The 14,487-nt window shown below is 58.3% G+C and carries 10 protein-coding genes; 4 read left to right on the top strand and 6 right to left on the bottom strand.

All coding sequences use genetic code 11. From position 1 onward, the window contains the following. The first annotated feature begins 32 nt into the window (after positions 1-32). A complete protein-coding gene (locus tag ACA048_RS14245; protein ID WP_497629722.1) occupies positions 33-329 on the top strand; it encodes a hypothetical protein in 297 nt (98 codons plus the stop codon). A gap of 278 nt (positions 330-607) precedes the next feature. Next, complete coding sequence (locus ACA048_RS14240; RefSeq protein WP_497629721.1) at positions 608-1,084, top strand: PA2171 family ribosome-binding persister protein; 477 nt, start codon at positions 608-610, stop codon at positions 1,082-1,084. 80 nt (positions 1,085-1,164) lie between these two features. Here ACA048_RS14240 and ACA048_RS14235 read toward each other — a convergent pair whose 3' ends face one another. After that, a complete protein-coding gene (locus ACA048_RS14235; RefSeq protein WP_497629720.1) occupies positions 1,165-3,087 on the bottom strand; it encodes a hybrid sensor histidine kinase/response regulator in 1,923 nt (640 codons plus the stop codon). Between the two features lie 147 nt (positions 3,088-3,234). Here ACA048_RS14235 and ACA048_RS14230 point away from each other — a divergent pair, with 147 nt between their 5' ends. Further along, the gene (locus tag ACA048_RS14230; protein ID WP_497629719.1) at positions 3,235-3,987 is read left to right on the top strand and encodes a DJ-1/PfpI family protein; all 753 of its coding nucleotides are present in this window, start codon (positions 3,235-3,237) and stop codon (positions 3,985-3,987) included. Here the strand turns inward: ACA048_RS14230 and ACA048_RS14225 are convergent. The 3 genes from ACA048_RS14225 to ACA048_RS14215 all read right to left on the bottom strand — a co-directional run bounded on the left by ACA048_RS14225 (position 3,968) and on the right by ACA048_RS14215 (position 8,939). After that, positions 3,968-4,867, bottom strand: a complete 900-nt coding sequence (locus ACA048_RS14225; protein ID WP_497629717.1) for a zeta toxin family protein — start codon at positions 4,865-4,867, stop codon at positions 3,968-3,970. The two genes, ACA048_RS14230 and ACA048_RS14225, sit on opposite strands and share 20 nt — an antisense overlap. 128 nt (positions 4,868-4,995) lie before the next feature. Continuing rightward, positions 4,996-7,275 (bottom strand): ATP-dependent DNA helicase, encoded by a 2,280-nt coding sequence (locus tag ACA048_RS14220; RefSeq protein WP_497629715.1) that lies wholly within the window; start codon positions 7,273-7,275, stop codon positions 4,996-4,998. After that, entirely contained in the window at positions 7,272-8,939 is a 1,668-nt protein-coding gene (locus ACA048_RS14215; protein ID WP_497629714.1) for a VRR-NUC domain-containing protein, read from the bottom strand. Before ACA048_RS14215 ends, ACA048_RS14220 begins: the two co-directional genes overlap by 4 nt. 171 nt (positions 8,940-9,110) lie before the next feature. On the opposite strand from ACA048_RS14215, the gene ACA048_RS14210 reads away from it, so the two are divergent. Next, on the top strand, positions 9,111-9,335 hold the full coding sequence (locus tag ACA048_RS14210) for a YgdI/YgdR family lipoprotein (RefSeq protein WP_497629712.1): 225 nt from the start codon (positions 9,111-9,113) through the stop codon (positions 9,333-9,335). A gap of 134 nt (positions 9,336-9,469) precedes the next feature. Here ACA048_RS14210 and ACA048_RS14205 read toward each other — a convergent pair whose 3' ends face one another. Further along, positions 9,470-11,323 (bottom strand): polyurethane esterase, encoded by a 1,854-nt coding sequence (locus ACA048_RS14205; protein ID WP_497629711.1) that lies wholly within the window; start codon positions 11,321-11,323, stop codon positions 9,470-9,472. A 103-nt stretch (positions 11,324-11,426) separates the two neighbouring features. Further along, a complete protein-coding gene (locus ACA048_RS14200) occupies positions 11,427-14,474 on the bottom strand; it encodes an autotransporter domain-containing protein (protein WP_497629710.1) in 3,048 nt (1,015 codons plus the stop codon). Positions 14,475-14,487: the final 13 nt, after the last annotated feature.

The raw sequence follows: 14,487 nt of genomic DNA, 5'->3' as shown, positions 1-14,487 counted from the left end.
AAAGGGACCCCGAAAAAGAAAAAGGTGCGGTCATGATCCATTACTCTTCCTCTGATCAAATCAAAGCCTGCCGGGCATTAGCCCTGGAACGTAACCGTCAGATGTTCGAAGAGGCACAGAACCTGAGCCGATGTGCTTTCGAATTGCTCGATGGCGGCGACCTGGATATGGAGTTGTTTGATCGCTATCAAGCGCTGCGCCGCAAAGCTGATTCGAAGTTTCAGGAAGCGATTGAGCATCTGCAATTACTCAACGAGGATTTTCCGCCGATTCCACTGTCCGCCAGCAACTCTCATCAGTTGCGCCAGCAGCTTGAACACCGAGCCTGAGCGTGAAAAGAAGCCCGGCGATTGCCGGGCTTCTTTTTCACTGCAAGATGACGGTATTTCAGGGTTGCGCACGCTGCACCGCGAACTGCATGAGCCAAAATCTCGGACTCATGCAGCCTGCACGAGCGCAGTTAGCCATCAAGTTGTTTAACTGATTGATTTGTATTGATAATTCATCCAGCCGAAAGACGGCACGACTCCTGCTCAATCCACTCAAGCGACTATCGGCCATTGAGACCGTTCGCGCTCATCCCCGTGACGACTTGAGAGACTTGACCATGAACGCCATCGATCTGTTGAAAGCTGACCATGAACGTGTAAAAGGCATTCTGAGCCAATTGAGCGAATCCACTGAACGCGGCGTTAAAAAACGCAAAGAGTTGTTGGCCAAGCTGGAAATGGAAATCAGCATTCATACGCGACTTGAGGAAGAAGTCCTGTATCCGGCTTACAAAAAGGCCGGCGGTAGGGAGCAGGACGTGATGTATTACGAAGCCAAGGAAGAGCACCGTACCGTGGACTCGCTGGTGCTGCCGGACTTGAAAGTCACCGACCCTTCCACCCCGGAGTTTGCAGGCCGAGTCAAAGTGGTCAAGGAGCTGCTGGAGCACCACATCGAAGAGGAAGAAACGGAGATGTTCCCTCAGGCGAAAAAGCTGCTGGGCAAAGCGACCCTCGAAGAATTGGGCGCGCAGATGGAAACGTTGAAGGCTCAGTACAAAAAAGAATTGAGCGACGGCAATCTCGCTGCCTGATCCTGAAATAGCCACACAACGATTGGCCCGGCGTTTGCCGGGCCATTTTGCTGGTGCAGCTTCGCAAACATTCACCCGCCTCACTTCATGGCTTGGGCAATGACCTCTATCAGATTGAGTTGGGTATACGGTTTGGACAAGCGCGGGAGCATGGTCGCGAAACCTTCCAGGCGTTCGGCGTAACCGGTGGCAAGGATGATCGGCAGGTCGGGATTCTTCAGCCGGATGGCGTGTGCCAATTGCGCGCCATTCATGTGCGGCATGGCCATGTCGGTGATCACCAGGTCGATGTGCTGCTCGCTCTCGAACAGTTCAAGCGCTTTTGCACCGGACATCGCTGCGATTACCCGGTGACCCAAATCCTCCAACAACAGCCCGGTACTGGTTAACACCAGGCTGTCGTCATCCACCACCAGCACACACAGCTGCGCCACCGGCGCTGATTGTTCTTCTTCGATGACGGGCCTGATATCTGACGCAGGGGTAGCGACCGGGATCCACAGTTCAGCGGTGGTGCCTATGTCTTGGCGGCTCTTGAGAACGAACCGCCCACCCAGTTGTTCGATAAAACCATGCACCATCGACAGCCCCAGGCCTGTTCCTTTACCCACCCCTTTGGTGGTGAAAAACGGGTCCATCGCCGACGCGAGCGTTTCCTCATTCATCCCTTCGCCCGTATCGGTAACGCTCAGGCAAACATAAGAGCCTTCCTTCAGGGATAACGCTGTTAAATCGCCCGGCTCCGCTTTCTTGGCTGTGATGACGATTTCACCGCCATCTGGCATGGCATCCCGGGCATTGGTGACGAGGTTCAAAACGGCCAGTTCGAGCTGGTTGACGTCAGCCATGACCGGCTCAAGTTCTTCGCAAAAGTGCGTTTCGAGGAGCACTGAAGGCCCGAGGGAACTGCGTAACAACCCACTGATACCTTCAATCAGCGCGGGTACTTCCACGGATTCGAATTTGAGTTCCTGGCGTCTGGCAAAGGCCAGCATGCGCTGAGTCAGGGAGACACCGCGCAAGGCGCCTTGGCGGGCATTGTCGACCAGACGGGTCAGTTTCGGATCATCCCCTATCCTTTTGCGCACGATTTCCAGATTGCCGAGGATGACCGTCAACAGGTTGTTGAAGTCGTGGGCAATCCCGCCGCTGAGTTGGCCGATGGCTTGCATTTTCTGCGCCTGGAACAACGCCTCGCGAGTTCGCTCAAGGTCTTGCTGGGCCAGGGTCGCCTCGGTGATATCACGGGTAATCTTGGCAAAACCCAGTAACGTGCCGGTGTCGCCCCAGATCGGGTCTACCACGACGTGAGCAAAAAACCGTGTACCGTCCTTGCGCACGCGCCATGCCTTGTTTTCGAATCGCCCCTCCCGTATGGCCGTCTCCAATGCCCGTTGCGGTTCGCCGGCTTCGCGGTCTTCGGGGGTGTAAAACATTGAAAAGTGCTGGCCGATGACTTCTTCGGGCCGATAACCCTTGATGCGCTGGGCGCCCTGATTCCAGTTGGTCAGGCGTCCATCAGGGGCAAGCATATAGATGGCATAGTCCGTGACGCTTTGAACCAGCAAGCGGAACTGCTGTTCGCTTTGCTTGAGGGTTTCCTCGGCCATTTTGCGGTCGGTGAGATCGCGGGTGATCTTGGCAAATCCCAGCAGCTTGCCGGTCGGGTCCAGAATCGGGTCGATCACCACGTGCGACCAAAAACGCGTCCCGTCCTTGCGCACCCGCCAGCCTTCGCCTTCGAAACGACCTTCATTAATCGCCGTGTCCAGCGCGCGCTGGGGTAAACCGGCACGTCGATCCTCTTCGGTATAGAACCGCGAGAAGTGCTGACCGAGAATCTCCGCTTCCTCGTAGCCTTTGAATCGTCGGGCGCCAGTGTTCCAGCTGGTGATGATGCCGTCGGGATCGATCATGTAGATCGCATAATCCACCACAGAATCAATCAGCAGGCGAAAGCGCATCTCCTCGATGGAATTGGTTTTGGACGGCACATCACTCATCGATTACACCCGCGACTATCGTTTTGATGGAGTATGCGGCAAACCGTGGGTTTGGAAAGCCACAGCACGCTTGTTCAGTGGAGTACAGACAGCAGAACACCTATGCTCGACGCCAAACGCCATCTTAGGCGGATATAAGGCGCCACCATGATCCTGATTCTGTTACCAACCTGCGACTACGACCCGACCGAGAGCAGCGTGCCCTGGCAAGCGATGTGCAGGGCCGGGTTCGAGGTGTGTTTTGCTACACCACAGGGTTTGCCTGCCTACGCCGACTCGCGCCTGGTGGATATCGGTTTTGGTCCGCTCAACCCTTTGCTGATGACACGCAAGCCCGACCTCGCCAGTTATAGGCAGATGATCGAAGACGCGTCATTTCGTAAACCACTGTCCTATGACGATGTCGATCCGAGCAAGTTCGACGGTCTATTGATTCCTGGTGGCCATGCCAAGGGCATGCGCACACTGCTGGAATCCGCTCAGGCGCAACGGATTGCCTTGCACTTTTTCACCGCAGAAAAACCGGTGGCCGCGGTGTGTCACGGTGTTCTGTTACTGGCCCGTACCGTGAATCCCGATACCGGGTTTTCTATATTGCGGGGTCGCAAGGTCACCGCGCTGGTGGCCAACACCATGGAACTACCTGCCTGGGCAATGACCGCGCCCTGGCTCGGACGTTATTACCGAACCTACCCGCAGACCGTCGAGGTGGAAGTCACCGCCGCCCTTTCCAGCCCCGCAGATTTCCTGCGGGGCCGATTTCTCGCCGTACGTGATTCAGCGGACCAGCCACAACGAGGCTTTGTCGTGCGTGATGGCCAGTTATTGACCGCTCGCTGGCCGGGAGACTGTCATCGCTTCGCCGCCGAATGGGTACGACTTATCGGTTCACGTATTTGACGAGGTAGGCATGCAGGTCGTTGTAGACGAAGTCAGGCACCAGCGCAGCGTGTGTCTGGGTTTTGAGTAACGCCAAGTGGCATGTCTTTACCATCTCGTCGCGCTCCCTCAGGGTGTAGACGTGGTTATTGATAATGCTGGCATAGGTGCTGCAAACGGTCGGTGCCGTTGGAGGGATTATCTCGGCCGGGTCTTTTGTATAAGTCTTCTGGAAGCGCGAAACCCGCTCTTTCAAGCCGCCGAGCCCACGTTCATAGACCGTGATCTCTGAGCCGCTGACTGCTTTCGAGGCGGTTTCAAAGGCCAGGATGATCGCCTGCGCGTTACTCATGCTGGTTTCCAGCGCCGACAAGGTGACAAACCTTTCGAGTTGCTGTTTTTTCAGGCTGCTGAGGGCTCTTTTGATACTCGACACGTGAGCGAACGCTTGATTGCAGCCGACGATATGCGTCTCGAACTGATAACCGGCTGCGGTTGCCAGGGGTGGAAACGCGGCGAAATCGAGGCTGTCGAACGCACACTCCATGATGATGTTGTATTTGAGGGTGAAGGCTTCGGTGAAGATCTTGGCACTGACCTCGCGGACAAAGGCTTCTGTCTGCTCATAGGCATGCAGTACGCCGAGCTTGATCATCTCGGCGTACTGGGGGTGCTTTTGTCGATACTCGGGCAAGTAAAGACGGACAAAACACTGATAGCGCGTGGAAGGTAGAAGGCTGTTTTCCAACAGATAGGTTTTGCCTGAGCCTTGCAGCCCGGCAACGATCAGTATTTTGGGGGTTGCCTGGGCGGTGATGCCGCGGAACAACGTCGCTTTGATTTCATTGAAAGCGGCAGTGACCTGCTCCGGGGTGTAAGCGTAGTTTGGTGCAACTGACATACCTTGATTTCCTTATCAAAGAATCGCTTGAAAGTGATTGCCTGCCCTTTGAATAAAGCGGTGATTCGCTGTTTGTTCAAATGCGCGTGTCTTTCAAGATATGTCACTGTTTTATAAAGTAAAAAATCCTACTCGATAGCGCGAAAATGCGTCGGTTCAACCGACCACCAACGTGGCAATAACTGTTTAACCTTGCTGTCGCCAAACCGGTCATCGATGAGCATCACCACCCCCTGATCCTGCTGGGTACGGATCACGCGCCCGGCGGCCTGCACCACTTTTTGCACCCCTGGAAACAGATAGGTGTAGTCATAACCGGCACCGAAAATGGCCGCCATGCGGTGTTTCAACTGTTCGTTGACCGGATTGAGTTGCGCAAGGCCCAGCGTGGCGATGAACGCGCCGATCAACCGTGCGCCAGGCAAATCGATGCCTTCACCAAACGCGCCGCCCAACACCGCAAAGCCGACGCCTTGGCTGTGCGCGGTGAACTGGTCGAGAAACTCCTGACGCTGTGCTTCCCCCATACCCCGGGACTGCGACCACTGCGTGATGTGCGGGTGACGCTCAGCCAGCAACTGCGCCACTTGCTGCAAATAATCGAAGCTGCTGAAAAATGCCAGGTAGTTACCAGGGCGTTCACCAAATTGCCGGGCGATCAGCTCGACAATCGGCTCAAGCGACGCTCGCCGGTGTACGAAGCGTGTCGAGATCTGGCTGACGATGTGTACTTGTAGCTGATCAGCATGAAACGGCGACTCGACATCAATCCACACCGTATTCGCGGGGGTGCCCAGCAGGTCGGCGTAGTAATGCCGCGGGCTCAGCGTCGCCGAGAACAGCACAGTGCTGCGCGCGGCGGTCAGGCGCGGGCGGATGAAACCGGCCGGCACCACATTGCGCAGGCACAGCTGTGACAGTTGGCGCGGGCGGTCGAGGTCGCGTTTGCTGATGTCGAACAGGAACTGTTCATCGAAGAGTTCGGCCACCCGACAAAATTGCAGTATCTCGAAGTAGAAACTTTGCAGCGAGCTGTCCAGGCCCTGCGGGTGATCGTTGAGGTAGTCACCGATGCTCGCACTACACGAAAACAAGGCTTGAAGCAGTTTTTCCGGTGGTCTGTCGTACGCCTGGTACGCGCCGGATTGCGGGTTATGCAGGGCATTCCATTCCCGATTGACCCGCTGCAAGGATTTTTTCAGCGGCTCAGGCGCGGTTTTGCGTACGCCGTTAAGGGTCGACTGATCGAGACTGGCGCTGTACATCTGCCGGCCGCGTTCCACCAGGTTGTGGGCCTCATCGACGAGCACCGCGACCGCCCAGTTATTGGCTTGGGCGAGCCCGAACAGCAGCGCACTGAAATCGAAGTAATAGTTGAAGTCTGCGACCACCACGTCGGCCCAACGGGCCATTTCCTGGCTCAGGTAATAGGGGCAAACCTCGTGCGCCAGTGCCACCTCGCGCAAAGCACTCTGATTCAACAGGCTCAGCTCGCTGGCGGCCTGACGAGCGGCTGGCAACCGATCATAGAAACCCCGTGCCAAGGGGCAGGATTCGCCGTGGCAGGCTTTGTCCGGGTGCTCGCAAGCCTTGTCCCGGGCGATCATCTCCAACACCCGAAGTGGCGGCGCATCGGCGCTTTGCAGGATCACCTGTGCGGCGTCCAGCGCGAGTTTGCGCCCCGGCGTTTTGGCGGTGAGGAAAAACACCTTGTCCAGTTGCTGCGGCGCCAGGGCCTTGAGCATCGGGAACAGCGTGCCCACGGTTTTGCCGATGCCGGTCGGTGCTTGCGCCATCAGGCAGCGCCCGGTGCTGACGGCTTTGAACACGGATTCGGCCAGATGCCGTTGCCCCGGACGAAACCCGGCATGGGGAAAGGCCAATTGCTGCGCCGCTTGATTACGCGCCGCACGATGGGTCATTTCCTGCTCGGCCCAGTGCAGAAACCGCGCGCAATGATGCTCGAAGAACGGTTGCAGTTGCTCAGCGCTGAACGCCTCGACCAGACAGGTTTCCTTTTCGCTGACGATGTCGAAATACACCAGCGCCAGGTTGATCTGCGCCAACTCCAGCTTGCGACACATCAACCAGCCGTAGATCTTCGCCTGCGCCCAGTGCAACTGCCGATGGTTGGGCGGTTGTTTGCTCAAGTCACCGCGATAGGTTTTGACTTCTTCCAGGCAGTTTTGCCCCGGATCATAGCCATCCGCCCTGCCCTTCACGCTCAAGGTTTTGTACGTACCTTCCAGGGCAACTTCACTTTGATAACCGTCGCTGCGCCGGGACGCCACCGTTCGGTGCCCGACGATGCCTTCCAGTGCCGTCGGTGACGGGGTGAAACGCAGGTCCAGGTCGCCGACCTTGGCAGTGAATTCACACAGTGCCCGTACCGCAATGCTGTAGTTCAAGCGTTCTGCTCCACCCATTGCACGTAACAGACGGCAATGGGCATCTGATGCTCATGACAGAACTCAAGCCAGCGCAATTGGTTGTCTTGTAGCCGGTCGCCGGGGCCTTTGACTTCAATCATGCGGTAGGTCTTGTGCTGCGGCCAGAACTGGATCAGGTCCGGCATCCCGGCGCGGTTGGCCTTGATGTCCAGCAACAGGCGGTTGAACCAGTGCTTGAGGTGTTCCGCCGGCAGGCAATCGAGTGCCTGATCCAGCAACGTTTCGTTCAGTACGCCCCAAAACACGAAGGGCGACTGCACGCCCCACTTGGCAGCATAACGCTCGCGAATCGTCTGCCGGTAACGACCGTCATCGAGCTCGGCCAGGCACGCCTCGAACAGTTCGGCACGGCGCGCTGAGAAGTCTTCTTGCAACAGGTCGACCGGCCCGCGCTGGAACGGGTGAAAAAACGCCCCCGGCAGCGGCGCGAAAATGGCCGGCCAGCACAACAAGCCGAACAGTGAGTTGATCAGGCTGTTCTCGACGTAATGCACCGGGGCCTGTTCTTCCGCCAAGTGCGCCTGCACGTAATATTCCACCGACAACGCCAGATCGGTTCTGGGCAGATGAAGGTCCAGGCGTTGCATAGGCCGCGGGGCTGGCCGCTTCAGCGCCGGCCCCCCGAGTTTGCGCCGCAGTCTGGGCAACACGCGCAGCAAATGTTGATGCTCGGCGGCGCTTTCCGGCGATTGCTGGGCCTGCGTCGCCAAGTCCAGGGCGAGCTGATAGTCACCACAGCGCTCCAGCACGCGAATCAGTCGCACGCGTGCGCCGGGATAGGCGCAGTCGCGGTATATCGTCAGTGCGCTGACGAAATCGGCGATGCGCTCGCAGTGCTGACCGATCTGAAACAGCAACTTGTCGCGACGACGTTGCAGCCAGGGATTGCCGAGTGTCAGCCCATTGATTTGCTCGACGATGGACGCCAGCGGCTCGCCCGCCTCGAAATACTGCTGGCATTGGTGCAGGAACAGGCAGGCGTCGACGTCCTCACGGCTGCGCAAGCCCCGGGATTCGGCGCTGAATTCGACTTTTTCATAGGTGAAAATGCCGAGGTCGGCCAGTACAAACTCGGACCAGTCCTGATAGAGGTTGCCGAAGAACATCAGTCGAAACCGGTCACACAGGTCCATGATGGTCAGGGAGAACAGCCGGTCATTCAATGCCGGGCACCAATGGGCAAAACTCTGTGCCTCGGCAAACTGTTCGCTCAGGAGCGGGAGCCAATCACTTTTTTTACCCCTAGGCTGCTCAATGGCATCGCCCAAACACTGAAGAATCTCAGGCTTTAGCAACACATCGAACAGCTCCTCGATGTGCAAGAGCGATACTTCATCGATCCAGCCTGCCGCCAGCAACGGCTCGGCCGCGCTGGCGATCGGACCGATCTCGACGTAATTCAGTTTGCCGGCCCTGAAATGCACGCCCTTGCGCATCACCATTCTGACCAGCAGCGCTCGCGACTCCCTTGGTAGCCGAGAGAAATCACGGATGAAGGCGTGTTCTTCTACACTTAATACATCGGCATATCGATGTTCAAGCCAATCAAGCACTTGCATGAAGTTATTCAGGTAATAGAACGGATCGTCGAGGGGATTTGCAGTCACAGGGAAAAGCGCCATGGCAAGCGAGTACTGGTTATGCGTACAGATAACAGTTACCCGCAGTGCGGTGCAAACGGAAAAGGATAAGCGGCGACGTTATTCGGTCATTTTAGGGCTGGCATCGAACGTTATGCTGATCGATGACACCAACTGGCATTGAGATACTTTTCAACACTGTGAGAGGTGAATATGAAGATCAAAACCCTGGGTTTGCCGCTGGCCACGGCAGCCTTGTTAGCCTTGACCGGCTGCTCGACGCCGACGGTCGTGACTTTGCAAAACGGCACCCAGTATTTGACCAAGGACATGCCGGATACCAAGAACAAGGACGGCTTCTACGAGTTCGAGGATATTTCAGGCAAGAAGGTCAAGGTCAATGCCAAGGACGTGGCCACGGTTCGCCCGGAAGACTGAAGACCGCGTTATCGTTCATCGCGGGCAAGTCGAATCGTCGCACCGCCGCTTCCACACTGGATCTGCGGCGGTCACAAAATCCCTGTGGGAGCGAGCCTGCTCGCGATGAGGCCCTTATCGGCGCCACATCACTATCAGGCAATCACAATCCCTGAGCCCGACAAACTGTCCAGCCCCACCCCCACCAACGTCACCGAATCCCCGCCAAACGTCAGCACCGTGTCCTGCCCGGCCGCAGTCGCATGCGCCCGAACATCATCATTGGGCACCACCCCCTGAACCCCAAGAAACACCAGTTTGTCATTTGCCTGATAACCCACGACCCGGTCCTGACCAAACGCACCACTGAACTGGAATGTATCGACCCCGCCTCCCGACTCCATCAGGTCATTCCCTGCCCCGCCAACAAAAACATCGTTACCCTTGCCGCCGATCAGATGGTCATTACCATCCAGGCCAAACAGCCAGTCGCCGGTCGCCTGTGCCTTGAGCATATCGGCCCCGGCGCCGCCCTTCACCGATGAGGCATACGCAGTCAGATTGTTGCCGGCCACAAGACCATTGGCCGTCACGCTATGCGTCACGTCATCTTTGAACAACCCCCACAGAAACCCCGGTTCCTTGCTGACAATGCTGCCAATGTCACGGGTGATGCTGATGCCGCCATTGCCATCGCGTACGTACAGCGTGCCGACGCCATCATGGGCGAATTCGACGGTTTTCACCGACTGCTGCAATTCCAGCACATTGTTGCCCTTGCCACCCAGCAGGATGTTGTAGCCGCCACCGTCGCGGAAGGTGTCGTTACCGTCGCGCCCCTCCAGGTAGTCGTTGCCTTTACCGCCCTGAATCAGGTCGTTGGCGTCGCTGCCGATGATGAACGTGCTGCCCTTGTGGGTTTCAGCATTGCGATTGAGGTCCTGGACCCAAGTGTTGGCACGCGCCGGGTCGGACAGATTGGCAACGATGATCGTCGAGTCCTTGCTGGTGAGGTCGTAGAATTTCGATTCGATGACCCGGCTCATGCCGTCGCCGTACGCGGTGGGCAAGTGCGAGATCCAGGTCGCAATGTTAAGGATGGAATACGGCAGCACATTCCACGCCGTCGACGCGTAGTGATCATTGAAACTGACGATGTTATCGGTCGCCGACGCTTTGGCGGCATCGTGCACGCCCACCGAAGACAGGTCGAACGATGAACCGTCGAGCGCGCGAAATACCGGGTCGTTCTCATAGCCGACGTTGAGCACTTTGTCGGTGTCGCTTTGGGTTGGCGACGCGTAGGCGATGTAGCTGGAGTCCTTGAAGAACCCGCCCCAGTTGCCCGTGCTCAAATCCGCCAGGCTGTTGACCGCCAACCCGCCGAGGCTATGGCCACTGACCAGGACGTTTTGGCCCGAAAGGCCATTGGCCTGGGTAAACGCCGCAACGTCGGCGAGCAGGTTGCCGAAGGCTTCGCCAACGTAGTTTTTTGCATAATCGCTGGGGCCAAATGCCGCCAGCAGATCGTTGATCACGTCGCCAATGGAGTCGCCGATCAGGGTTTCCCGTGGGCCGCTGGTGCCGCGAAAGGCGATGCCGATTTCGGTCAGGTGTCCCTGGGCATCGTACTTGCCGAGGATCTCGACTTGCGCAGTGGTGTAACCGGCCTTCTCACCGAAGAAGGTTCCGCGAGCGTCGACCTTGCCGTCATAGCCCAATTGCGAGGCGGTGATTGGTGTCCAACCGGCTTTTTGCACCGCATCCAGTGCCGCTTTTTCCGAATCGGGGTTCCAGGGTATGCCGGGGATGACGCCCTGGGAGTCGGTGCCGCCCAGCAGCGCGGTGACCAATGTCGCGGGCAAGCCCAGGCCAAAGCCGTTGTGCTGATAGCCGGTAGCAAAGCCGTTATCGAGGTTGTGATAGGAATACAGCGTGATCGCCATGGCGTCGCTAAACAACGCTTTGGAATCAGCTGTGCCGAAGCTTTTGTAGTCGTACACACCCATTGGTATTGCCTCTCTTTTGTTGGAATGGTCAGAGATGGCTCACAACCGGGACGCCTCAATCACGAAGCGCCCCGGAGCCTTTAGTGCAAGCTGCATTGCGTGATCAGAACTGCCAGTCCAGCGTCAGGCCCACACCGTGGTCTTTCTCGTTGGAACCGAGCAGGCCGTTGTAATCCAGGCTCACACGCACATCCTGAGCCACCGCCAAACCGGCCCGAGCACCAATGACGGCGGCATTACGGTCAAGGGAAACGCTTTGCACGCTGAACGCGGTATTGCCGTTGGCGAAGGCCAGGTGATCTTCGGAGCGGGTATTGCTCAGGTTGTGCTGCCAGCCCAGCGTGCCGGACAGTTCCAGCTGCTGTTTGTCCGACAGGGCAATCGCTTTGCCCGCCCGCAGGCCCAGGGTTGAAAGCACGGCGTCACGGTTGTCTTCACCGCCCTTGAGTGCGGCGGCACCGCCTTTTTCGCTGAAGCTGTCGCTGTTCAAGTGCACATAAGCCAGATTGGCGAACGGTTCCAGCGCCAACGGTTGCATGTCCAGGCGATAGGCCGCTTCAGTGAACAATTGCGCAGTCGTGGCATCGCGTTTGGACTTTTGTTTGCCGCTGACGTCGCCCAATTGCAGATCACGTTTCACGTCGATGCGATGCCAGCTGAAAGCACCACCGACGCTCAATCGCAGTGCGTCGATTTCATGGCCCAGGTAAGCACCCAAGTGATAGCTGTCGACCGAGGCTGACGAATGCGTGCCATCGCCCATGCTCAACGAACTGTCGCTATAACCGGTGACGAATCCCAGCCGTGTATCTTCAGTGATCAGACCGTCGACCCCGGCCAGCAAGCCGCCGATGGAGCTGTTGGAACTGGCGTTGTCATGCCCGCCATCGCTTTTGCCCCAGGCACCGAGCACTTTGAGCCAGGCGTTGCTGCGGTCATCGGTCGGCGCTGCGGCGTCGAACAGGTCGTGTTCACGCAAGCGCTCACCGACGGCATCGCGCAGGTAACGGCTGTCGTTGATCAGCAGCGTACCGATGGCCGGATAAATCTCGCCGGACAGTTGCTGGAAGGCTTGCTGAGCGACGGCGGCAGTGGGCGACAGCAGAAGGGTTTCGTACAGAGTGTTGCCTGCGCCCAGTTGCTCGGCGGCAGCGGCCACGGCGCGTTGGTTCGGTGTCTGGCCGACGCTGGCGAAGGAAGTGGCGTTGCGTTCGACTGCCAGTTGAATGCTGGTGGCGGAGTAGTCTAGTAATCCGCCAATGAACAGGTAATCAGGTAGCACCGCGCCGAAACGACCTTCGATGCCACCCGCCGCTTGCAGGATGTTGTACTGATTGCCGAGCAGGGATTCCACTTCGCGGGGGGTCAGCAACGTCGGGCTGTTTTCCAGGGACAGGCTGACGGTGGCGCCGTTTATCACGGCTTTGCCGCTGGCGACGATCTGGTCACTGCTGGTGGGCGATAATTCCACGGCGTACGTCGAGCCTGGTTCGAAGGTTACATCGCCCGCCACTTGCAAGGTGCCGATGGAATTGCCCGGCGCCACGGTGCCGCCGCGTTTGGCGGTCAATCCGCCGATGCGACCGTTGCCGCCGAGGATCCCGCTGTCATTGACGGTGACCGTTGAAGCCAGCGAACCATTGATCGCCAATCGGCCCTCATTGACCAGCGTCGGCCCTGCGTAGGTGTTGGCGCCAGTCAAGACCAGCGTACCAATACCCTGCTTGGTCAGGCCGCCATGACCGGAGATGTCGTTGCGCCAGACGTCGAGTCCGCAGTACACGTCGTTGCACACACGCTCAGTGGGTTTGCCGGCGTCGATGATCGCGCCGATGCCCGGTAAATCGGCAACAAACTGGCTGGAGCCGTAGGCCCCCTGAATGCGGAACTCCTCAGGAATGTCCTGCTCGGTGACCAACATCCCCGGGCCGTCGATACCTTTGCGCAAGTTGATCATGCCCCAGCCGTACAACGCGTCGACGCCCGGTGCGCCCAGGTCGGTGGCGGTGGTGCGCAGCACACTGGCGACCTGCGCACCGGTCAGGTACGGGAAGCGCTCCATCAGCACTGCCATAGAGCCTGCGACATGCGGCGCGGCCATCGAAGTGCCGTTGTAATTGGCGTAATCGGTGGTGAGGTTCTCGGCGTTGGTGCCACCGATAACCGAGCTGTAAATTTTGCTACCTGGCGCCGACACGCAAAAGCTGGCGGTGTAGCCGCAGCGCGACGAAAAAGTACTGATGGTGTAGAGGTTCGAGCTGGTGAGGTCCGGGTTCTTTTGCAACGCCGCGACCGTGACCCAGTTCGGCGCAATTTCCGGAACGAAATAGCCCAGCCCGGCGATGGCGTCCGGGTTGTTGAGGTTGTAGTCGTTGCCAGCGGCGAAGATCGTCACGATGCCGCTACGCGCCGAGGCTATTGCACCGTCATAGGCACCGCCCGGTTTGGTCCCGAGCAGTGGCTGGATCTGATTGAATTGCGCCTGCGCATCCTGCACGGTGAAATGCGGGTACGCCGGGTTGCGTCCGCCGAGGTCGAAGCGATCGGTAATGCCAATGCCCCAGCTGTTGTTGATGATCCGCGCGCCGCTGGCGATCAATGCATCCCAGCCAGCCTTGTACACCGCGCCATCGTTGCCGCGAATAATGCCGTCTTCCGGGCCCGGGTCGCCGTTATCTGCGCTGATGATTTGCGCGCCGAACGCGACACCATGCATCGGGCCTCCATCGCGGCTGCCGGCAGCGATCCCGCCAACGTGGGTGCCGTGAGCACCCAGCTTGCCGTTGGAGCCGACGGTGGGCGCGCCGTCATACCGAAACGAGTCCCCGGCTTTGACCGGAATGTACGGGTCGGTGTATTCGCGGATGCCGCTGGTGACCAGCGTGATCACTTTGTTGGCCCCGGAAAACTCCGGGTGCTTGGCGTAAACCGGTTGGTCGAAAATCCCCAGTTTCACGTCTTTACCGCTGTAGCCAGCGGCGTAGGCGTCCTGTGCGTTGATCGCGCCCAGGCCCCAATCGGCGCTGAATTCGGCGCTGCGCCAGCTGTTGGGGTCGCCCGTTCTACCGTTTTCCACGTAGGGCTCGGCGTGTGCAGTGCCGAGAGTGGCGAGTGCGCAGAGCACGGCCAGTGTGTTGTCTTTGTTGTTCATCTAGCTACCGTCC

It is taken from the genome of Pseudomonas sp. LBUM1659, assembly GCF_059716045.1.
Note: the sequence above shows the minus strand (reverse complement) of the source record. Positions and strands in the feature narration are given on the sequence as shown.